Raw genomic sequence first — 21,455 nt, 5'->3', positions numbered from 1 at the left:
TAACATACGTTGAAAGAGCCCAGTAGCAGTTTGTCACTGTTAACGAGAGAGCTAGGGGTTGCTGGAACCTAGCACAAACAAACTTGTGAATTACACTCTGGAGTATCTTAGGTAATGCTAAGCGGACTGGCAATCGATATTATTGCTAAGAGTGGTATGAGTAGCTATGCTATTTATACAAACTGGGTGGTAACACGGTGAATAATCGTCCCTATGTCTATCGTAGACATAGGGGCTTTTTTGTTTTTAAAAAATAAAGGGGATGACAAAAGATGAATATTATTGATGAATTAGAATGGCGCGGCGCCGTTAATCAACAGACTGACGAAGAAGGCTTACGTAAGCTAGTAGAAGAGAAAAAGATTTCACTATACTGCGGAGTTGATCCGACTGGTGATAGTATGCATATCGGACATTTGATTCCGTTTATGATGATGAAGAGATTCCAATTAGCTGGTCATCATCCTGTTATTTTAATTGGCGGGGCAACAGGAACAATTGGTGATCCGAGTGGACGACAATCAGAGCGTCAACTTCAAACGTTAGAAGTGGTTCAGCATAATGTAGATGCGTTAACAGCACAAATGAAAAAGCTATTTGATTTTGGTGGAAATAGCGAAGTGAAGATGGTAAATAACTATGATTGGACACATGAAATAAATATTATTGAGTTTTTACGTGATTACGGGAAAAACTTTAGCATCAATAGCATGTTAGCGAAGGATATTGTAGCAAGCCGTTTGGATACAGGTATTTCTTTCACGGAATTCACGTACCAAATTTTGCAAGCGATGGACTTCCATCATTTATACACGAAAGAGGATGTTCAACTGCAAATTGGTGGTAGTGACCAATGGGGAAATATTACGAGTGGTTTAGATTTAATTCGTAAGTTAGAAGGTCATGAGGCGAAAGTATTCGGATTAACGATTCCGTTATTATTAAAATCGGACGGTACGAAGTTTGGTAAATCAGCGGGTGGTGCGGTTTGGCTTGATCCTGAAAAAACGACACCGTTTGAATTTTACCAGTTCTGGGTAAATACAGATGACCGTGACGTAATTAAATACTTGAAATACTTTACGTTCTTAACGAAAGAGCGTATTGATGAATTAGCAACGAAGGTAGAAGCGGAACCTCATAAACGTGAAGCGCAAAAAGTATTAGCGGAAGAAATGACGAAATTTGTTCATGGAGAAGAGGCGTTCCTGCAAGCTGAGAAAATTACAGCAGCGTTATTTAGCGGAGATATTAAATCGTTAACAGCTGATGAAATTGAACAAGGCTTTAAAGAAATGCCAACATTTCAGTCTTCAAAAGAGACGAAAAACATCGTAGAATGGCTAGTTGATTTAGGAATTGAACCATCTAGACGACAAGCGCGTGAAGATATTAATAACGGAGCGATTTCTATGAATGGTGAGAAAGTAACAGATGTGGGTACAGATGTTACTGTAGAAAATTCATTTGATGGACGATTTATTATTATCCGTAAAGGGAAGAAGAATTACAGTCTTGTGAAGTTAGGCGAATAGTTTGTGTGAAAGGATGGGAGTAGGAAGAATACTTCCATCTTTTCGTATACACAATTTGGACATAAAATAATCAGTAAATTTAGATAATTAAAAGGGTTATACGATTCTTCTGCCGAATAAATAAGTTAGAGAAAATTACGGATAAAAATAGCCCGAACCATGCAGGGCATGATTCGGGCTTATATTCAGATTAGTAAGCTAAGCTGAATAGACCTTTAATGTGTGATAAGTAACGAACGTTACTTGCTTCTTTCATTAATGATGCTGGTAAGCCTTTAAGTGGAGTATTGCTTGCTCCAATTGTAGCAACCGCATCTTTACGTCCTAGACTAGCAAGTGTTCCAGAGTTTACAGGTGCGAACTCTTCGAATGCTTTGCCTTCTAGTGCTGCGTATAAGTTGTATCCAATTAACTCACCCATTTGCCAAGCGATTTGTGCAGTTGGTGGGTATGGACGTCCGTCTGGAGCGAAGACAACAGCGCTGTCTCCAGCAACGAATACGTCTTTGTGAGAAGTAGATTGTAGGTATGCATCAACTGTTGCACGTCCACGGTTAACTTCAAGACCTGATTCACCGATTAATGGGTTACCTTGTACGCCGCCCGTCCAAACGAATGTGTTAGCAACAAGTTTTTGACCGTCTTTTAAGTTGATTTCGTTGCCAGCAACGTTTGTTACAGGAAGACCAGTTAAGAATGTAACGCCGCGCGCTTCTAGGCTAGTAGTTGCACGTTCGATTAAGTGGTCTGGTAATACTGGAAGGATTTTTGGACCTGCTTCAACAAGAAGAAGTTTCACTTCTTTTGGATTTACGCCGTGGCTTTTTGCAAGTTTAGGCATAATGTCAGCAAGCTCACCAACTAGCTCAACGCCAGTTAATCCGCCACCACCGATTACGATTGTAGCATCAGCTTCGTTTTTCGTTTTCGCGTATTCACGAATACGGTCTTCAACGTGTTTGTAGATTTTATTTGCATCAGCAGCAGATTTTAATACCATGCTGTTTTCTTCTAGTCCTGGAATACCGAAGTAAGCAGTTTTACTTCCTAAAGCAACTACAAGTGCATCGTAAGATAAAGTAGTGCCGCCAGCTAATTTGATTTCTTTGCTATCAACTGAGAATGACTCAACTGTTGCAATTTTAAGATCGATATCTTTACCTTTGAAAAGCTTTGTAAGTGGCATTGCAACTGCTTGCTCAGACACGTTACCAGCTGCAAGGCGGTGTAGTTCAGTGATGATTTGGTGCGTTGGGTATTGGTTAATCACTGTAACTTGTGCTTCTGATTTACTGTAATATTTACGTACGTTTAAAGCGGCAAGAAGACCGCCATAACCAGCGCCTAAGATGACAATTTGTTTTGACATAGTATGATATCCCCCGTCTTTACTAATTGTTGTTATAAGTTAACTTATTTATTGTTACGTTCTGCACTAATTTGAAGATATGCGTTCACAAAGCGGAACATTTTTTGTGCTTGTGGATCTTTTAATAATTTTAATAGACCGAACAGGCCGATAACTTCGTTGCTTTCGTCAGCACGATCTTTCGCTTCGATTGCAGTAGCAGCCATGCTTTTCACTGTATCTTTTACAGGTTCTACAAGCTCTGTGATTGCACCAACAGTGTCGCTTTTTAATACTTCATCAGTAGCAACAGTTTGAGCGAAGTCATAAGACTTAGTTAAAATGTTAACAAGCTCAGTTAATTTTGGAAGCTGTTCTACTAGTGTTGTTAATGATTCTTGTACCTCAGGTTTTAACAACTGATCAAGTACATCAAGTTGTCCTTGGCTAGCAGAAATTTGTACAGTTTCTTGTTCTGGCTTTGTTTGAGTCATAGTTTCTGGCATCTCCAATTCTCCTTTACGATAGCAATACTCTTATTTTTTATAAGTAAGATAGTAAACGGTTACGAAACTTTATACAAAGTTTCACAAAACACAATAAAATGCCTTTAAATTTATGACAGCAAGTAAGCTGACATAAATCTAAAACCATAACGTCTTACTTATTATTTATGAACTGTCCGATACATGGCTTGTCCGCATAATGGAAAAGCTCCGTTACCGGAAAGTGTATATAATATATATCCTATATTATATACTATATACACCTATGTTAACATAAAAATGATTCCTAATTATTTGATATTGAGTGTATAACGTAGTGCTGACAAGGTATGAAAGCGTATAAAATATTTTGTTCCAGTTAGAAATGTACATATATATATAGAAAAAAAGGAAAAAATGAACAAATTCATGTTCGTTTTTTCCTTTTTCCTATTATTCACCTTCTGCAATTAGCATCGATGTGTTACCTTCTTTTTCAAGATGGCATTCGCCCCAAGAACAAAGAGAATCAAGAATGGATTCTAAAGACCAACCGTAGTCGGTAAGAGAATATTCTACTTTCGGTGGGACTTGGTTGTATACTTTTCTTTGAATGACGCCGTCGTCTTCTAATTCACGTAATTGCTGTGTTAACATTTTTTGTGTAATACCAGGCATGGAACGTTTTAGTTCACTCGTTCTCTTTGTACCTTTCGTTAAGTGACAAAGGATAACAACCTTCCATTTTCCGCCGATAACTTCTAAAGTCGCCTCTACAGGAATATTGTATTTCTTCATATGAAATCCTCCCTTTGTGAGTAAAATAAGTTAAATCATACAAATGTTACTTTTTAGTACCTATAGCACTTTAAAGTACGTACTTTTTATTATGTTAAATATGTTTCATAATAGCACATGTAAGAGGCAAATGAATAGTACGGTACCAAAAAGTGACTATGTTACTTTTTAGTGCCTATCGTACTTTAAAGTGCGTTCTTCAAAAAAGGAATGAAACCATTCATAATAGCATTTGTAAGTATGAAATATATTTTTTAGAAGATAAAAGGGCCTTTTTATCATACTATTATGATTGGATTTCTTGTAATAAGGAGGAATTCAATTGAGTTCATATACAGTACCATCTTCGGAAGCTCAGACGAGCCGAAGAAGTATGTTTGCTTTATTAGCGCTAGCAATTAGTGCGTTTGGGATTGGTACGACCGAGTTTATTAGTGTCGGTTTACTACCATCTATTTCAAAAGATTTAAATGTTTCGGTTACAACAGCCGGTTTAACGGTTTCCTTATATGCGTTAGGAGCAGCGGTAGGAGCTCCTGTTTTAACAGCGTTAACGGCTAGTATGTCGCGAAAGACATTATTAATGTGGATTATGGTTATTTTCATTATTGGTAATGGCATTGCGGCGGTAGCAACAAGCTTCACTGTATTAATTATTGCAAGAATTGTATCTGCGTTTGCACATGGTGTGTTTATGTCAATTGGATCTACAATTGCAGCTGCAATCGTACCAGAGAATAAACGTGCTAGCGCAATTGCGATTATGTTTACTGGATTAACAGTTGCGACTATTACTGGTGTGCCAATTGGAACATTTATCGGTCAACAATTTGGCTGGAGAGCGTCATTTATGGCGATTGTTGTAATTGGAATTATTGCTTTCATCGCAAACAGTATACTCGTCCCATCTAATTTAAAAAATGGTGTACCTGTATCGTTTCGTGATCAATTTAAATTAATTAAAAATGGAAGACTATTACTTGTTTTCATTATTACTGCACTTGGATACGGCGGTACATTCGTAACATTTACGTATTTATCTCCGTTATTACAAGAAGTAACAGGATTTGAAGCAAGTACTGTTACTATCATTTTATTAGTGTATGGAATCGCAATTGCGATAGGGAATATGGTCGGCGGAAAATTATCGAATCATAATCCGATTCGAGCGCTATTTTACATGTTCTTGATTCAAGCGATTATATTATTTGTTTTAACATTTACAGCGCCATTTAAAGTAGCTGGATTAATCACAATTATTTTCATGGGACTATTCGCATTTATGAATGTTCCGGGGCTACAAGTATATGTAGTTATATTGGCAGAGCGCTTTGTTCCGAGTGCGGTTGATGTTGCTTCAGCAATTAATATTGCCGCATTTAACGGAGGGATCGCTTTAGGTTCTTATATAGGTGGCCTTGTAACGAATTCATTAGGATTAATCCATACTGCTTGGGTAGGTGGCCTTATGGTATTAGCCGCTGTTATTTTAACAGCGTGGAGCGTGACATTAGAAAAAAGAGATCAAGTAAAATAAAAGGAGAGAAAATAAAATGAAAAACTTACAAAGTAAAGCAGTATTAAATAACGGTGTAGAAATGCCTTGGTTCGGTTTAGGTGTATTTAAAGTAGAAGAAGGACCAGAACTTGTAGAAGCTGTAAAATCAGCAATTAAAGCAGGATACCGCAGCATCGATACAGCTGCAATTTACGGAAATGAAAAAGCTGTAGGTGAAGGAATTCGTGCAGGTATTGAAGCGACTGGTATTGCAAGAGAAGAATTATTTATTACTTCAAAAGTATGGAACGCAGATCAAGGGTATGAAACAACAATCGCTGCATACGAAGAGAGTCTAAAAAAATTAGGACTAGATTATTTAGATTTATATCTTGTTCACTGGCCTTCAGAAGGAAAATATAAAGATACATGGAGAGCGCTAGAAACACTTTATAAAGAAAAGCGCGTACGTGCAATTGGTGTAAGTAACTTCCAAATCCATCACTTACAAGATGTAATGAAAGATGCAGAAATTAAACCAATGATTAACCAAGTAGAATACCACCCTCGTTTAACACAAAAAGAACTACAAGCTTTCTGTAAAGAACAAGGTATTCAAATGGAAGCATGGTCACCACTAATGCAAGGTCAATTATTAGATAACGAAACATTACAAGAGATTGCTGAGAAACACGGTAAAACAACAGCGCAAGTTATTTTACGTTGGGATCTTCAAAATGGAGTAATCACAATTCCAAAATCAACGAAAGAACACCGCATTATTGCAAACGCAGATGTATTTAACTTTGAATTAACGAAAGAAGATATGGAAAAAATCGATGCGTTAAATCAAAATCATCGCGTTGGTCCAGATCCTGATAACTTCGATTTCTAAGATTAAGGTAAGAAAAAAGAGTGCTTAAAAGCACTCTTTTTTTTTGCATAAAAATAGTTTCTAAATAAATACTACTTAGTATTAAGTTTGTTATTAAGGGGCTGTAAACATGAATATAAAGCAATCGTTCAAACTTTTAGCTATGTTTTTAAGTGTCTTATTTGTATTATTCCCACTTCAAAAAGCATTCGCAGAAGTTATGGATCATACAAAGTATGAAATGAATTGGAGTTATAGTAAGTCAAAGAAGAAACCAATTCGAACAGAACTTATTAAAACGGCAGATGGAAAAATTGCATTTTGCTTAAATGTAGATTTAAAATCTCCGAGTGGTCAAGATTTACCAGAAATGGGTAAAGTGGATATTAATGTGTACCGTGTACTGTTGAATGGATATCCACAAAAGAGCCCACAAGAATTAGGAGTATCTGATTGGAGAGAGGCGCATTACGCAACGCAGCTTGCAGTATGGAATGCGTTAAAACAAATTGATGTTAATGATTTAGATTTCCGAAATAAAAATGTAGAGAAAGTAACAAAAGATATCGTTGCAAAAGCAAACGCTAGCGAAGAGCTACAAGAAATTACGATGAGTGTAACTCCTACAGAAGAACAAGAAGCAGTCTTAAAAAATGATTTCTTTGAAACAGGCTTATATACAGTAGAAACAAATGCAAAAAGCGGAACGTATAAAGTGCAAGCAACAGGTGCACCAGCGGGCGTGAAATTTGCAAATGAAAAAGGCGAAACAAAAACAGAATTTAATGTAGGAGAAAAGTTCCGCATTTTAATTCCGAAACAAACACCAGCTGGTGGATTTAGCTTTAAAGTATCAGGAAATTTAACGAAATTACAAGGGATTGCGCATAAAGGTACACCGACTATTCAAAATGCAGTAGTATTACTTGAGCGTAGTGAAGAAAAAACAAGTCCAGAGTTAGCGGTAAGTTGGAAAAAGGCTGAGGCTCCAAATAAACCAAATAAGCCATATACTCCAAATGAACCGCATAAACCGAATCAAAAGAGATAATGAAAAAGCATTGGTATATGCCAATGCTTTTTCATATGAATTCTTTAAAGATATATCAAGATAATAATTAATCGAGTGAAACACTATTTTAACGTTTGAAGAAGTATTTAAAAATAATAAAATATGGAGAAATCTAAACGTTACAATAAATGGATTTTATTCACGAAATTGTAACATTATTCTAATTAGAGAGGCTATCAAACAAAGTGTAAAGCGTGTACAATTCAGTTGGAAAAACTACCTATAGATGGTCATATATGAAGAAAATGTAAAAATCTATTGTTGTTCACATTTTTAGATGTATAGATGACAATACTGAAAAATATCTTTTACTATTCTCTTTTTTATGTAGCAAGAGAACTCATCACAAATAGAGAGAAGTGAGGAGGGGATATTACATAAAAATTGTACAATGTAAGAAAGCGAATACATGGAGGGAAATGCGGTAGTAATAGATACAGGTGCGCGAGGTGTTAGTCTATTCGTTAAATGTTTTTATAAAGATAATAGGATTTTTCATTAAACGAATATATAGGATGGTTTGTCTAAAAAAAGGACAGGGGACACAGATTATGTCAAAGAAGAAAAAGAGTAGGGTATTAGTAGCAGGTATATGTATATCTACATTATTATCACCAGTAGCTTTCGAAGCATCAAAAGGATATGCGGCGCCTTTGGAAGAGAATAAAGGTGGGAAATTAGAAGAGAATAAATTTGAGCAGAGAGTATTTCAGTTGCCGGGGAAAGGTAGCGTAGAAGAAGAAAATAATCGTTTAAGAGTTACTTGGAAACTTTCCGCTAATGAACCGACTGGAATTTATGCAGAGCCAAATGAAGAGATTACAATTGACATAAAAGGAACGCAGTCTATCCAAGCTTTTATTGGAACGAGATCTTATGATGAAAAGGACCCAGAGGAGTTTGATTTAAAACCAGGAAAAAATGTTATTTCATCTTCAAGAGGCGGTATTTTATATTTTTATAATATGAATAACGAAGGAGAAGTAACAGCTTCCGTTACAAATGGTGGTAGTCACTTTCCTTTATTTATTTTAGGTAAGCATACGAAAAAAGATTGGGATGAAATGTTAAAAAAATATAAGGATCCTTATGCAGTTGAATTAAAAGGTGAGAGAAGCTTAATTACTACTACTTACGATTCTGTGCAGAAATATATGAAGAATACGGATCCAACAGATTTAATGAAATTGCATGATAAGATTATCCGTTTAGAAAACGCAGTGGCAGGATTATCTGAGGACAGTGTTGGGGTTGCAAAATCTCCAACTCATTATGTTCAGTTTGTTGAAAAACGGAAGCCTGCTAAAGGGGACTTTATGTTTGCGAAACATTATCATACAGGATATATTCCAACTGCAATGAATAGAGTTTTAGATATAGAGGTACTTGAGAAGGATGGATGGGGACCGTGGCATGAAGTTGGTCATTTACATCAGCAAGAACCGTGGAAGTGGTCTAAAGTAAGGGAAGTAACAGTAAATATTTACTCATTAGCTGTTCAAAAGGCGTTAGGGAATCAATTAGAAATGGATGAGCACTATAAAAACTCATTTGAGTATTTAGAGAAGCCTAAAGCAGAAAGATTCATTGATGACATTAATCCTCTTACAATGTTTTGGCAATTAAATGTAGTGTATGGAGAACATTTTTATCCTAGGTTACATCAAGCTTATCGTTTGTTACCTCAGAGTGAAATGCCTCATTCTGATGAAGAGAAAAAGCAGCTATTTATTTATATGACATCAAAAGTGGCAGGGCAAAATTTAATTCCTTTCTTTGAGGAGTGGGGATTAACACCAAATGATGATATTAGAGAGAAAATAGAAAAATCAAAGTTACCTAAATTAGAAAAGGAAATCTGGAAAGCTACAGATAGTAATGATATTCGTGAGAAGCAAGTTGAACTGTATAAGGTTCCGTATGGTGAACCTGCTAATGAAGTACAAAATCTTTTAGTTGGTACAGATTCTGACGAGAATGAAGCAAGTAAGCTTGTTCGAAATTTAGGTGAGAATGTAAAAGTAACAGGAAAGATTGTATGGCCTAAATTAGAGAATGGGAAACAGGAAGTGTTAGTAGAAATTGGGGATGAGAAAGGAAATAAAAATTCAATTCCTGTCCAAGTTAACGGATTTTATGATGACAGTATAGTTTTTCAAGGACTTTCAGATGATGTAATGTCGACAGTGACACTTCACCACAATAAGAAGAAATTAAATGTAAACTTTACTAATAATGAAATACATTACCGTTTTGAAAAAGAAGAATATATGGGCTTAACGCTATATGATCGAAATGGGATTGAAAAGAAACGTGTATCAGCAGAAGGACAAGAAACGGGAAAAAGATTTGCGATGGAACTAAATGAATTGGATTTTGAATATGGTGATGTAATAAAAGTATTCCACGCAGAACCAAGCCGTTTGAAGTGGTTTAAAAATAACGAACTTGTAGATCAAGGAAAAGTTAAAAATAAAAAAGAGAAATTATTCCAAATAACTGAGCAAGGGTTCGAATTAAAAGATATTTTACAAGAAGTGACGGCGAAACTGCAAAAAGTAGTAGTCGGAATGGATGTAGACAAACTAGATCCGAAAGAATTCGTACAAGTAAAAGATGGAGAAGTGGTTGGTTTTGTAGAAAAACCAAATACATCAAAAATTGGAGAACAAAAAGTAAAAATAGAGACGAAGGATGCTTTTGGAAATAAGAAGATAACAGAAGCGCCGCTTGAAGTAATTTATGGAGATAGTTTAGTATTTCATGCTAATGATAATGCAATACGTTCGGTTGTAACATTGCAACATGATAAAAAGGAACTGCACGCAACGTTTACAGGTAATCCTGTTCATTATCGTTATGTAAATGAAGAGTATATGGGGATTACGCTATATGATCAAAATGGGAACACAAAAAAGCGTGTAACAGCGGAAGGACAAGAAACTTCAAAGAAATTTGCGGAGCAAGTGAGTGGAATGCAGTTTGAATATGGTGATGTAGTAAAAGTATTCCATGCAGAACCGGACCGCTTGAAATGGTATCAAAATAATAGCCTTGCTGGCCAAGGTAAGGCGAAAGTAGAAAAAGAATTATTCTTCAAGGTAACTGAAAAAGGCTTTGAAAGAATGGAAACTTTACAAGAGGTAAAGGCAGTACCACAGAAGGTAGTAATCGGAACAGATGTAGAGAAAATAAATGCAAAAAACTTTGTTGAAGTAAAAGATGGAGAAGTAGTTGGATTTGTAGAAAAACCAAATACAACAAAAATCGGTGAACAAAAAGTAAAAGTAGAAACGAAAGATCGATTTGGAAATAAGAAAGTGACAGAAGTTCCTCTAACAGTAACATATGGAGATAGCCTACTTGTATATGGGCTGAGCTATAGAGATGGTGACTTGAAATCAATTGTAACTTTGCATCATGATACGAAAAAACTGAGTGCGACAGATACAAAGAACCTAATTCATGATTACTTTAAAGATGAAAAGTATTTTGAATTCACATTGTACGATAAAGAAGGAAGAGTGAAGAAAAATATAGCAGTAAAAGGTTTAGAGAATACGCAAGAATTTGCTAAGGAAGTAAATGGAATTGCATTTGAGTATGGAGATGTAGTGAAAGTATATCATGCGGAATCTTCTCGTTTACATTGGTATCAAAAAGATGTATATGTGGGCGAAGGAAAAAGTAAAGAGATAAAGGAATTAGTCTTCAAAATAACTGAAAATGGATTTGAAAGATTAGACGGTGAGCAAACAGTAAAAGCAAATCCGCAGCAAGTAGTAATCGGAACAAATAGCGAAACGCTAGACGCGAAGAACTTTGTTGAAGTACAGGGTGGAGAAGTAGTAGGTTTTGTAGGGGAAATAGATACGACAAAAATTGTTCAGCAAAAAGTGAAAGTAGAAACGAAAGATCGATTTGGAAATAAGAAGGTGACGGAAGTTCCTGTAGAAGTGACATATGGGGATAGTCTAGTCTATCAAGGTGTGTCCGATGTTACACGTTCAATTGTTACGTTAAACCACGCTGAAAAGAAATTACATGCAACATTTACAAATGAGGAGATTCATTATCGCTTTGTAAATGAGCAGTATATAGGCCTTACGATTTATGATCAAAATGGGAATAAGAAAAAGCATGTAACGGCAGAAGGACAAGAGACTTCAAAGAATTTTGCTGGGCAAGTAAATGGAACGGCATTTGAGTATGGAGATGTGCTGAAAGTATACCATGCGGAACCGAGTCGTTTGAATTGGTACAAAAAGAATGAGTTAGTTAAAAAAGAGGATGCGATGAAGGGGCAAGAAATATCCTTTAAGATTACTCAAAATGGATTAGAGCAAGTGCAATAATAAGAAAAAGCTCGTAAAACATAATGTTTTACGAGCTTTTTTTATTATTCAGCTTCAGAAACTACTGTGAAGCGTTCGTTTACATGTTTTGGGTTTTCAATTTCATCAAGTGCTGCAACTGCGAAGTCTTCGTAACTTACGTAGCTATCACCTTTTGTGTTCACAAGAAGGTTGTCTTTACCAGCTTTATAAGAACCAGTACGTTTTCCTAATGCGAATAGTGCAGAAGGGCTGATGAATGTCCAAGTGATATCATTTGTTTGTTGTAAGATTTCTAAGTTTTTACCTTGGTTTTGAGCTGTTGCAAGATATTCTTTCGGGAAACCTGGTGTCTCAAATACACGTGTTGTTTTCTCTTCGTCTACAAATAAGCTTCCAGCGCCACCAACTACAAGTAATTTTGTGTTAGGTGCACCTTTCATCGCTTCAATTAGTACGTTTCCTGCATCTACGTGAAGGTGTTCTTGTCCTGCTGGAGCACCGAATGCATTTACAACTACATCGAATGCTTGCAAGTCGTTAGATGTAAGAGAAAATACGTCTTTTTCTAAAACTTTTACGTTTTCTTCTGTAATTTTTGCAGCGTTTCTTACGATTGCAGTTACTTCATGTCCGCGATCTAATGCTTCTTTTAAAATACGACTTCCTGCTTTACCAGTTGCTCCGATAATTCCGATTTTCATAATAAATCCCTCCAAAGTGTTTTGTTAAAGTGTATATCTGAAAGTAAATGAATTTGTTGTAATTAGGTTTGTTACAACCTGTTGTAATAATTATAGTTACAGGTTGGTATTTTTGTCAATAGGGTTGTTTGTGAATTTATTTTTTGTTTTAGTATGCACAGTTAGAGGGAGGGTAGTCAGTCATAAAGATATTGTTACTGTGAACCTGGCTAATATTTGGAAATTGCAAATTGTCGAAAAATGTTGATTTTTGAATGTTTTTTAAATATAATTCGTTTTATGGAGAAAAGGAGGGGTTAATTGTATGAATATTTTAGAGCAATTTATTTCATCAACAAATACAATTCTTTGGTCATATATTCTTATTGCAATGTTAATTGGTTTAGGTCTTTATTTTTCTATTAAATTGAAATTCGTACAAATTACTCATTTAGGGGAAATGGTTCGACTAATGAGTGATGGATTAACTGGAAAGACGCGTAAAAAAGGTAGTGTATCTTCTTTCCAAGCGTTTTGTATGAGTTCAGCAGCTCGTATTGGTATCGGTAACTTAGCTGGTGTAGCATTAGCTATATCTATGGGAGGACCTGGAGCTGTATTTTGGATGTGGGTTATTGCGATTATCGGGGCTTCTTCAAGTTTCGTAGAAAGTACGCTTGCCCAAATTTATAAAGTAAAAGATGGCAGTGGCTTCCGTGGTGGTCCTGCTTATTATATGGAAAAAGGTTTAAATAAACGTTGGATGGGAATTTGGTTTTCTATCCTTATTACAGTTAGTTACGGTTTAATTTTTAACTCAGTACAAGCGAATACAGTAACATTAGCGTTTGAAAATGCATTTGGTTTAGAGCGTTATATTGTTGGTATTGTATTAGCTGCATTAGTTGCGGTTATTATTTTTGGTGGTGTAAAAAGTATTGCACGTATGTCGGAAATGATTGTTCCGCCAATGGCGCTTGTTTATATTGCGGTAGCTATTTTTGTTGTCATTAAAAACTTCTATTTAATACCAGATGTGTTTACGGAAATCTTTAAAGGTGCATTCGGTTTAGATTCAGCTGTAGGTGGCGGTATCGGTGCTGCGATGAAATATGGTATTCAGCGCGGATTATTTGCGAACGAAGCAGGTATGGGTAGTGCGCCGAACGCGGCAGCAACAGCTGATGTAACGCATCCAGCAAAACAAGGTTTTATTCAAACGATCGGCGTTTTAGTAGATACATTCTTAGTATGTACATCAACAGCATTTATCGTACTATGTTCTGGTGCATATAAAGCAACGAATTTAGAAGGTATTGAATTAACGCAAAATGCATTAAGCTCACAAATCGGCCCATGGGCAAGTAGCTTCTTAGCGATTATTATTTTCTTATTTGCATTTAGTTCTCTTTTAGGAAACTACTATTATGGTGAAACAAATATTGAATTCATTAAACAAAGCAAAACGTGGTTAACAATTTACCGTATTGCGGTAGTTGGAATGGTATTATTCGGTTCTGTTGCAACGCTTCAAGTTGTATGGAATATGGCAGACTTATTTATGGGTCTAATGGTAATCACGAACTTAATTGCGATTACACTTCTTGGCCGATTTGCGTACGCGGCATTAACAGACTATGTAAGGCAAAAGAAACAAGGGAAAGATCCAGTCTTCAGTGCAGATTCTATTCCTGGTTTAACGAATACAGAGTGCTGGGATAAGCAAGTGGTAACAGATAAAGAAAAAGCAGTGTAATTGAAAAGGCGAGCATCGAGGTAAATTCGATGCTCGCCTTTTTTGTTGTAGTAAATGATGAAAAGGGTGAGGGGTAATTATTAATATAACTTTTTTGTTTGTTTCTCTCGTTATTTGTGGGGAACGTACTGTTTTAAAAGTATGGCTGGTCGAATAGGATAAGTTATTAAGTATTGGATAAATGCATGTAATGGCTATATTTTCATGCAAAAAAACACGTATGTTAAAAAATTAACGTACTCATGTTATAAAACCTAACATAAAGTTCTTGATTACTAAAAGTTTTTAGAATATAATTTTCTTATTGTTAGGAAGAGGGGGCAATGCAATTATGGATTTTTTAGCTAAGGTAATTGGGGATATAAATAATATCCTTTGGTCATATATCATTATTGCGATGTTAATTGGGTTAGGGCTCTATTTTTCATTTCGTGTGAAATTTGTCCAAGTTCGTTACTTCGGTGAAATGATTCGTTTGCTTGGGGACGGGGCAAGCTCGAAAACGAGGAAAGCGCAAAAAGAGAAGAGCGGCGTATCATCATTCCAAGCGTTTTGTATGAGTACAGCTTCTCGTGTAGGTACTGGTAACTTAGCTGGTGTAGCTATTGCGATCTCAGCAGGTGGTCCAGGAGCAGTATTTTGGATGTGGTTAATCGCGGTAATTGGGGGTGCTTCTGCATTTGTAGAGAGCACATTAGCGCAAATTTATAAAGTAAAAGATGGGAATGCATTCCGTGGGGGCCCAGCGTATTATATGGAAAAGGGTTTAAAGAAACGCTGGTTAGGTGTTGTGTTCTCTGTTCTAATAACAGTAAGTTTCGGATTGATTTTTAACGCTGTACAGTCTAATACTGTAGCGGCTGCCTTTGATGGGGCGTTCAAAACAGATAGTAGATTAGTAGGTCTTGTTATGGCTGGTTTACTTGCAGTTATTATTTTCGGCGGAGTAAAACGAATTGCTCGCGCGGTTGAAATGATTGTTCCAGTAATGGCAATTATTTATGTAGCAGTGGCATTATTCGTTGTTGTAACAAACATTACGGCAATTCCATATGTATTTAAAGAAATTTTCTTACATGCTTTCGGAATTAAAGAAGTAGTAGGCGGAGGATTAGGAGCTGCGATTTTATTAGGGGTAAAACGTGGGTTATTCTCAAATGAAGCAGGTATGGGTAGTGCGCCGAACGCAGCAGCGACTGCAAACGTAACGCACCCAGTTAAACAAGGTTTCATTCAAACTTTAGGGGTATTTACTGATACATTATTAATTTGTAGTTGTACAGCATTTATTATTCTTTTATCAGATGTGCATAATGCAGCTGATTTAAACGGAATTCAATTAACGCAGCAGGCGTTAAGTCAACATATCGGTCCATGGGCTTCTATATTTGTAGCAGTGGCAATCTTCTTGTTTGCGTTCAGTTCATTAGTAGGTAACTACTACTATGGTGAAACAAATATTGAATTCTTAAATGGAAGTAAAGTGCTATTAAATGCATACCGCATTGCTGTACTTGGTATGGTTATGCTAGGATCTGTAGCGACAATTCAAATCGTTTGGGATTTAGCAGATTTATTTATGGGAATTATGGCTGTTATTAACTTAGTAGCAATTGTATTCCTTTCTAAGTATGCTTTCGCAGCGTTATCAGATTATATTAAGCAAAAGAAACAAGGGAAAGATCCAGTCTTTTATGCGGAGTCTATTCCAGGTTTGAACAATACAGAGTGTTGGGATGAGTCAGCGGTAGCTGATAAAGAAAAAGCGGTATAATGAAAAGGGCATCAAGTGAAACTTGATGCTCTTTTTTTGTTTTATTCAACTATTTGCAGATAGTAAAAGACGAACATTCATAGACATTTTATAATAAAATGTAATTTTTTAAAGAAAAGTGCGGATATGATTTGTGATTTGTGTTAGAATGGAAAATGCCTTTGAAATAAGAGGTTTTATGATCTTTCCTATCCGATTGAAGATTTTGGAGGGGAAATGGAAAGTTCGGATTATTTCTTGTTTTGAATGGTCAGACGTTCAACGTTAATGAAGAGTTAAATGGAGGATTTTATTAATGAAGTTTGTTATGTTTCTTGTAGGATTACTCGTTGTATTTGTACTCGGTTTTCTTATAAGTGCCGATCGAAAGAAGATTAAGTATAAACCAATCGCAATTATGCTTATTATTCAGCTAGCATTATCTTATTTCTTATTAAATACGCAAGTTGGTTATATTTTAGTAAAAGGAATTTCAGATGGATTTGGCGCACTTCTTGGATATGCGGAAGCTGGAATCGTTTTCGTATTTGGTGGTCTTGTTAATAAAGGAGAGGTTTCATTCTTCTTAACAGCGTTATTACCAATCGTATTCTTTGCGGTTTTAATCGGAATTCTGCAACACTTTAAAATTTTACCGATATTTATTCGTGCTATTGGTACGTTGTTAAGTAAAGTAAATGGTCTAGGAAAACTAGAATCATATAACGCAGTAGCAGCTGCCATTGTTGGACAAGCAGAAGTATTTATTACAGTAAAAGATCAATTAAGTAAAATCCCAAAACATCGTTTATATACATTATGTGCATCTTCTATGTCGACAGTGTCGATGTCAATCGTTGGTTCTTATATGAAAATGATCGAACCGAAATATGTAGTAACAGCACTTGTATTAAATTTATTTAGTGGTTTCATTATCATTCATATTATTAACCCGTACGATATTACAGAAGAAGAAGATACACTGAAATTAGAAAATAAGAAAAAACAATCATTTTTTGAAATGCTGAGCGAGTACATTATGCTTGGTTTCACGATTGCGATTACAGTAGCAGCTATGTTACTTGGTTTCGTAGCATTAATTACAGCAATCAATAGCTTGTTTGACTCAATGTTCGGTATTACATTCCAAGCTATTTTAGGATATATTTTCTCACCATTAGCATTCGTAATGGGCATCCCGCAAGCAGAAATGGTAACAGCGGGACAAATTATGGCAACAAAATTAGTATCAAACGAGTTTGTTGCGATGCTTGATCTTGGAAAAGTAGCCGGTGATTTATCGGCTCGTACAGTTGGTATTCTTTCTGTATTCCTTGTATCATTTGCGAACTTCTCATCTATCGGAATTATTGCAGGTGCAACAAAAGGTATCGATGAAAATCAATCAAATGTTGTATCATCATTCGGTCTACGCCTTGTGTACGGTGCGACATTAGTAAGTATTCTATCAGCGATTATCGTTGGTGTTATGTTATAAAAAAAGGATGGCTCTAGCTCATAGCTAGGGCTATTTTTTTATGGTAAATTTACATGAAAAAACCAATTAATTAGGAATATATTAACATATAAAAATCTTTTAAAATTTATATTGCATTTCGTCTAGATAACGCTTACAATTTGATTTGTAGGTGGTATCAATTTCAGACTTTCAAGTATGGTAGGAGAGAAGAAGCTACCTTTTATAAATTGCAATTTATGTAAACGCTTACTGATTTTAGATGACAGTTGAATAGTTTTAGGGGTTTTAAATTTTTTTAACAACAATGGTCAGACGTCATTCGTTATACGTTATACGACCAATAACTTGTGGGAGAAGTGGAGGATTCACATATGAAGTTCGTAATGTTTCTAGTCGGTTTACTTGTAGTGTTTGTACTAGGTTTCCTTATTAGTTCAGATCGTAAGAAAATTAAATATAAACCAATTGCACTTATGCTTGTCATTCAATTGGTACTTGCGTATTTCTTACTAAATACAAAGGTCGGATTTGTATTAGTAAAAGGGATCGCAGATGGATTTGGCGCTATTTTAAAATTTGCGGAAGCTGGGGTTAATTTCGTATTTGGTGGTCTAGCAAACGATGGACAAGCACCATTCTTCTTAACAGTATTATTACCGATTATTTTCTTAGCAGTATTAATCGGGATCCTGCAACATATTAAAGTTTTACCGATTATCATTCGTGCAGTCGGTTTCCTATTAAGTAAAGTTAACGGTTTAGGAAAACTAGAATCATATAATGCGGTAGCAGCTGCAATCGTTGGTCAAGGGGAAGTATTCATTACAGTAAAAGATCAACTAAGCAAATTACCGAAAAATCGTTTATACACACTTTGTGCATCTTCAATGTCTACAGTATCGATGTCAATTGTCGGTTCTTATATGAAAATGATTGATCCAAAATATGTAGTAACAGCACTTGTATTAAACTTATTCAGTGGATTCATTATCGTTCATATCATTAATCCATATGAAGTAAAAGAAGAAGACGATATTTTAGAATTACAAGAAGACAAGAAACAAACATTCTTTGAAATGTTAGGCGAATATATTATGCTTGGTTTCTCAATCGCTGTAACAGTAGCGGCGATGTTAATCGGTTTCGTGGCATTAATTACAGCAATTAATGGTGTATTCGATTCAATTTTCGGAATCACATTCCAAAGCATTTTAGGATACATCTTCTCACCATTAGCATTCGTAATGGGTATTCCAACATCAGAGATGTTACAAGCAGGACAAATTATGGCAACAAAATTAGTAACGAACGAATTCGTTGCAATGCTTGATCTTGGTAAAGTAGCTGGTGATTTATCAGCTCGTACAGTAGGTATTTTATCTATCTTCCTTGTATCATTTGCGAACTTCTCATCTATCGGAATTATCGCAGGTGCAACGAAGAGTATCGATGGCAAACAAGCAAACGTTGTATCATCATTCGGTTTAAAACTTGTATACGGTGCAACATTAGTAAGTATATTATCAGCGATTATCGTTGGGGTTATGCTTTAATAAATTAAGAAAAGCAATGAGCGTAGGCTCATTGCTTTTTTTGTTTAACTTGCTTTATCCAAGTCTCTTTTAAAACGTGGTTTCTCTAAATAAGTTCCCAGTCTCCACACATATTCCACTGGCCCCATTCGGTATTTCTGGAGCCAATAGGTGCTAACGAATAATTGAATCGTATAAATTCCGATGGTTAAAAGAATACCGAAGAAATAGTCGATTTTCCCGTATAAGCCAAATCCATATGCGTAAAAAATGGTTGTTGCGATAATAGATTGCGCTAAGTAATTACTAACGGACATTTTCCCCATGTTCGCCATGTATGTTAGTAGACGGGTTGCTTTTTTGTAATGGAATAATAAAATGATTGTGCTTCCGTAAAAGAAGGTCATAGTTACTGGTGTAAGGCCATCTTGTAACATAATTAAAACCGGGTGTTTTATGAACATAGCTAAGATTTTAATTGTAAAAGAGAAGAGACCGGTGGCAAACCATATTTTTTTGACAGCAGGTATATGTTTACTGACCTCAAATAGCCAGCCTTTTTTCCCTACATACATTCCGAGTAGGAACAGTGGAGACATAAAAATTATTGCGAAAACTGATATGAAAAATAATCCGAATGCACCGTCAATTCCCATGTAATCAAAAGGATTTTCAGTCAATCTAAAGTTGACGTGATCCATATAGCTTCCAGTTTGATGGACTTTATGTTCTTTTTCAGTATAAGGTGCGAAATCATTTATATTTGTAGATGGATCAGTTTGATAAGACATAAGTGTAATAAGTGCGAGTAGAATAATCGCCCAAATAAGCAAAGTTTTCGGTTTTCGATTGATGAATATCATTAAAAAAATCCCGATTATTCCGTATGCAAATAAAATATCTCCCTCCCAAACAAAAGTGCCGTGAATGTAGCCGAGTAGTAAAAGAATGATAATACGTCTTATGTATGTGGGGAAGAATTTTTTTCCTTTTGTGATAATACTTTTTTGTAACAAAATAATGCTAAGCCCAAATAGAAAAGAAAATAGGGATATAAAGTTATGTGTGCCGAAAAATTGAATAAACCAATTAGCACCTTTATCAAGATCGCCAAATAGATAAGTTGGTTTTTCACTGGTGAAGAACCCAAATTGAATTAATGTCATATTGACTAGTAAAATGCCAAACAAAGCAAAACCACGAATTGCATCAACAGCTTCTACACGTTGATTCATTTTTCCTCTCCTCGTATATTCGTTTTTATATTGAAAATAATACCACTTTATATCTGGCACTATGTCAAATATGAGGAAATTTAAGGTGATTTTAAGATAGAGAGCAAACAAAAAAATCACCTTAATACATGTATTAAGGTGATTGAAATATTACTCAGCTGGAGGCGTAAATGTACGTTTCTCTAATTCAGCATCTAGCATAAACAGTGCGTTTGAATCGCTTGTAATACGTTTTAATTTTTGAATGATGCTATCGAATGAAGCTTCTTCTTCAACTTGTTCGTCAACGAACCATTTTAAGAATGTAATTGTTGCATGTTCACGCTCGTCCCAAGCGATATCAGATAAGTTGTAAATACGTTTCGTTACTTCACGCTCGTGCTCAAGTGCGACTTCAAAAGCGTTTAATACAGATTCGTATTCGTTATTCGGATTATCAAATCCAGTAATAATAGCGCGCTCTCCGCGGTCATTAATATAGTTGTAAAGCTTCATTGCGTGGAAACGTTCTTCTTCAGCTTGTACAAGGAAAAAGTTAGCGAATCCATCATAGCTCTCAGCTGTACAGTAAGCAGCCATTGCCATATAAGCATGGGCAGAGTAAAATTCAAAGTTCATTTGTTCATTTAATGCGTCGTGCAATTTTTTTGATAACATAAAATCCCCCTTAGTATTGTGACAAGAATATTATACCATAATTGATAATATTCTCATTTAGATACTTCGAACCTTTTTGAAAGCTTTGCAACGTGTGCGTCCATAATGTCTTGTAAGTCTAAATCATATTTTTGCGAAAGAATAATAAGGTTAGATAGTACATCGCCAAGTTCTTCTTTTAGTTCTTGTTTTAGCTCTTCTTCTGTTTTCGCATCTTCATCAGGGCGATCGCGGCCAATTTCAATAGCACGAACGACTCGTGAAACTTCCCCAACTTCCTCGGTTAAGAAATTTAATCGAATAAAGGCATTATACTGTGACCAGCTTCGTTTTTCGTAAAATTCCTCAACCCATCTTTGAAATGCAACGATATCCATTTCTTCCTCATCTCCTCAATATGTTGTACAATGTTAAT

16 protein-coding genes and 1 other annotated feature are annotated in these 21,455 nt (G+C 35.6%); of the genes, 9 read left to right on the top strand and 7 right to left on the bottom strand.

The genetic code is table 11. From position 1 onward, the window contains the following. Window positions 1–216 (top strand) — a binding site (T-box leader). A 56-nt stretch (window positions 217–272) separates the two neighbouring features. After that, the gene (gene tyrS, locus V7S45_RS25145; RefSeq protein WP_001021096.1) at window positions 273–1,535 is read left to right on the top strand and encodes a tyrosine--tRNA ligase; all 1,263 of its coding nucleotides are present in this window, start codon (window positions 273–275) and stop codon (window positions 1,533–1,535) included. Between the two features lie 190 nt (window positions 1,536–1,725). On the opposite strand, the gene V7S45_RS25140 is transcribed toward tyrS, so the two are convergent. The 3 genes from V7S45_RS25140 to V7S45_RS25130 form a co-directional block, all read right to left on the bottom strand. Then, complete coding sequence (locus V7S45_RS25140) at window positions 1,726–2,904, bottom strand: NAD(P)/FAD-dependent oxidoreductase (RefSeq protein ID WP_342761544.1); 1,179 nt, start codon at window positions 2,902–2,904, stop codon at window positions 1,726–1,728. Between the two features lie 44 nt (window positions 2,905–2,948). Beyond that, window positions 2,949–3,389 (bottom strand): DUF1641 domain-containing protein, encoded by a 441-nt coding sequence (locus tag V7S45_RS25135; protein WP_001115309.1) that lies wholly within the window; start codon window positions 3,387–3,389, stop codon window positions 2,949–2,951. A 432-nt stretch (window positions 3,390–3,821) separates the two neighbouring features. Then, window positions 3,822–4,166, bottom strand: coding sequence for a helix-turn-helix domain-containing protein (locus V7S45_RS25130; protein ID WP_000760481.1), 345 nt, complete (start codon window positions 4,164–4,166; stop codon window positions 3,822–3,824). Between the two features lie 373 nt (window positions 4,167–4,539). On the opposite strand from V7S45_RS25130, the gene V7S45_RS25125 reads away from it, so the two are divergent. The 4 genes from V7S45_RS25125 to V7S45_RS25110 all read left to right on the top strand — a co-directional run bounded on the left by V7S45_RS25125 (window position 4,540) and on the right by V7S45_RS25110 (window position 11,965). After that, window positions 4,540–5,703, top strand: a complete 1,164-nt coding sequence (locus V7S45_RS25125; RefSeq protein ID WP_342761918.1) for an MFS transporter — start codon at window positions 4,540–4,542, stop codon at window positions 5,701–5,703. A gap of 16 nt (window positions 5,704–5,719) precedes the next feature. Continuing rightward, window positions 5,720–6,559 (top strand): aldo/keto reductase, encoded by an 840-nt coding sequence (locus V7S45_RS25120; protein WP_000793532.1) that lies wholly within the window; start codon window positions 5,720–5,722, stop codon window positions 6,557–6,559. A 109-nt stretch (window positions 6,560–6,668) separates the two neighbouring features. Next, on the top strand, window positions 6,669–7,589 hold the full coding sequence (locus V7S45_RS25115) for a thioester domain-containing protein (RefSeq protein WP_001022532.1): 921 nt from the start codon (window positions 6,669–6,671) through the stop codon (window positions 7,587–7,589). Between the two features lie 572 nt (window positions 7,590–8,161). Then, window positions 8,162–11,965, top strand: a complete 3,804-nt coding sequence (locus V7S45_RS25110; protein ID WP_342761543.1) for a putative mucin/carbohydrate-binding domain-containing protein — start codon at window positions 8,162–8,164, stop codon at window positions 11,963–11,965. 44 nt (window positions 11,966–12,009) lie between these two features. Here the strand turns inward: V7S45_RS25110 and V7S45_RS25105 are convergent, their stop codons facing one another. Then, window positions 12,010–12,648: an NAD(P)-dependent oxidoreductase gene (locus tag V7S45_RS25105; RefSeq protein ID WP_025686651.1), complete on the bottom strand. Its 639-nt coding sequence runs from the start codon at window positions 12,646–12,648 to the stop codon at window positions 12,010–12,012. A gap of 304 nt (window positions 12,649–12,952) precedes the next feature. Between V7S45_RS25105 and V7S45_RS25100 the strand changes: the two genes are divergently transcribed. From V7S45_RS25100 to V7S45_RS25085, 4 genes are all read left to right on the top strand, one after another. After that, window positions 12,953–14,383, top strand: a complete 1,431-nt coding sequence (locus V7S45_RS25100; RefSeq protein ID WP_001022931.1) for an alanine/glycine:cation symporter family protein — start codon at window positions 12,953–12,955, stop codon at window positions 14,381–14,383. A 331-nt stretch (window positions 14,384–14,714) separates the two neighbouring features. Beyond that, window positions 14,715–16,157 carry an alanine/glycine:cation symporter family protein gene (locus tag V7S45_RS25095; protein WP_000346371.1) on the top strand — a complete coding sequence of 481 codons (1,443 nt, stop codon included), beginning with the start codon at window positions 14,715–14,717 and terminating at the stop codon, window positions 16,155–16,157. Window positions 16,158–16,452: 295 nt separating this feature from the next. Continuing rightward, window positions 16,453–17,634 (top strand): nucleoside transporter C-terminal domain-containing protein, encoded by a 1,182-nt coding sequence (locus tag V7S45_RS25090; protein ID WP_000673839.1) that lies wholly within the window; start codon window positions 16,453–16,455, stop codon window positions 17,632–17,634. A 353-nt stretch (window positions 17,635–17,987) separates the two neighbouring features. Then, window positions 17,988–19,169, top strand: a complete 1,182-nt coding sequence (locus tag V7S45_RS25085) for a nucleoside transporter C-terminal domain-containing protein (RefSeq protein WP_000673874.1) — start codon at window positions 17,988–17,990, stop codon at window positions 19,167–19,169. A gap of 44 nt (window positions 19,170–19,213) precedes the next feature. On the opposite strand, the gene V7S45_RS25080 is transcribed toward V7S45_RS25085, so the two are convergent. The 3 genes from V7S45_RS25080 to V7S45_RS25070 form a co-directional block, all read right to left on the bottom strand. After that, entirely contained in the window at window positions 19,214–20,383 is a 1,170-nt protein-coding gene (locus V7S45_RS25080) for a DUF418 domain-containing protein (protein WP_342761542.1), read from the bottom strand. 150 nt (window positions 20,384–20,533) lie between these two features. Further along, window positions 20,534–21,040 carry a ferritin gene (locus V7S45_RS25075; protein WP_000949403.1) on the bottom strand — a complete coding sequence of 169 codons (507 nt, stop codon included), beginning with the start codon at window positions 21,038–21,040 and terminating at the stop codon, window positions 20,534–20,536. Window positions 21,041–21,093: 53 nt separating this feature from the next. Continuing rightward, complete coding sequence (locus tag V7S45_RS25070) at window positions 21,094–21,417, bottom strand: MazG-like family protein (RefSeq protein ID WP_000355744.1); 324 nt, start codon at window positions 21,415–21,417, stop codon at window positions 21,094–21,096. Between the last annotated feature and the right edge of the window lie 38 nt (window positions 21,418–21,455).

It is taken from the genome of Bacillus sp. BR3(2024) (assembly GCF_039134555.1).
GTDB lineage: Bacteria > Bacillota > Bacilli > Bacillales > Bacillaceae_G > Bacillus_A > Bacillus_A cereus.
Note: the sequence above shows the minus strand (reverse complement) of the source record. Positions and strands in the feature narration are given on the sequence as shown.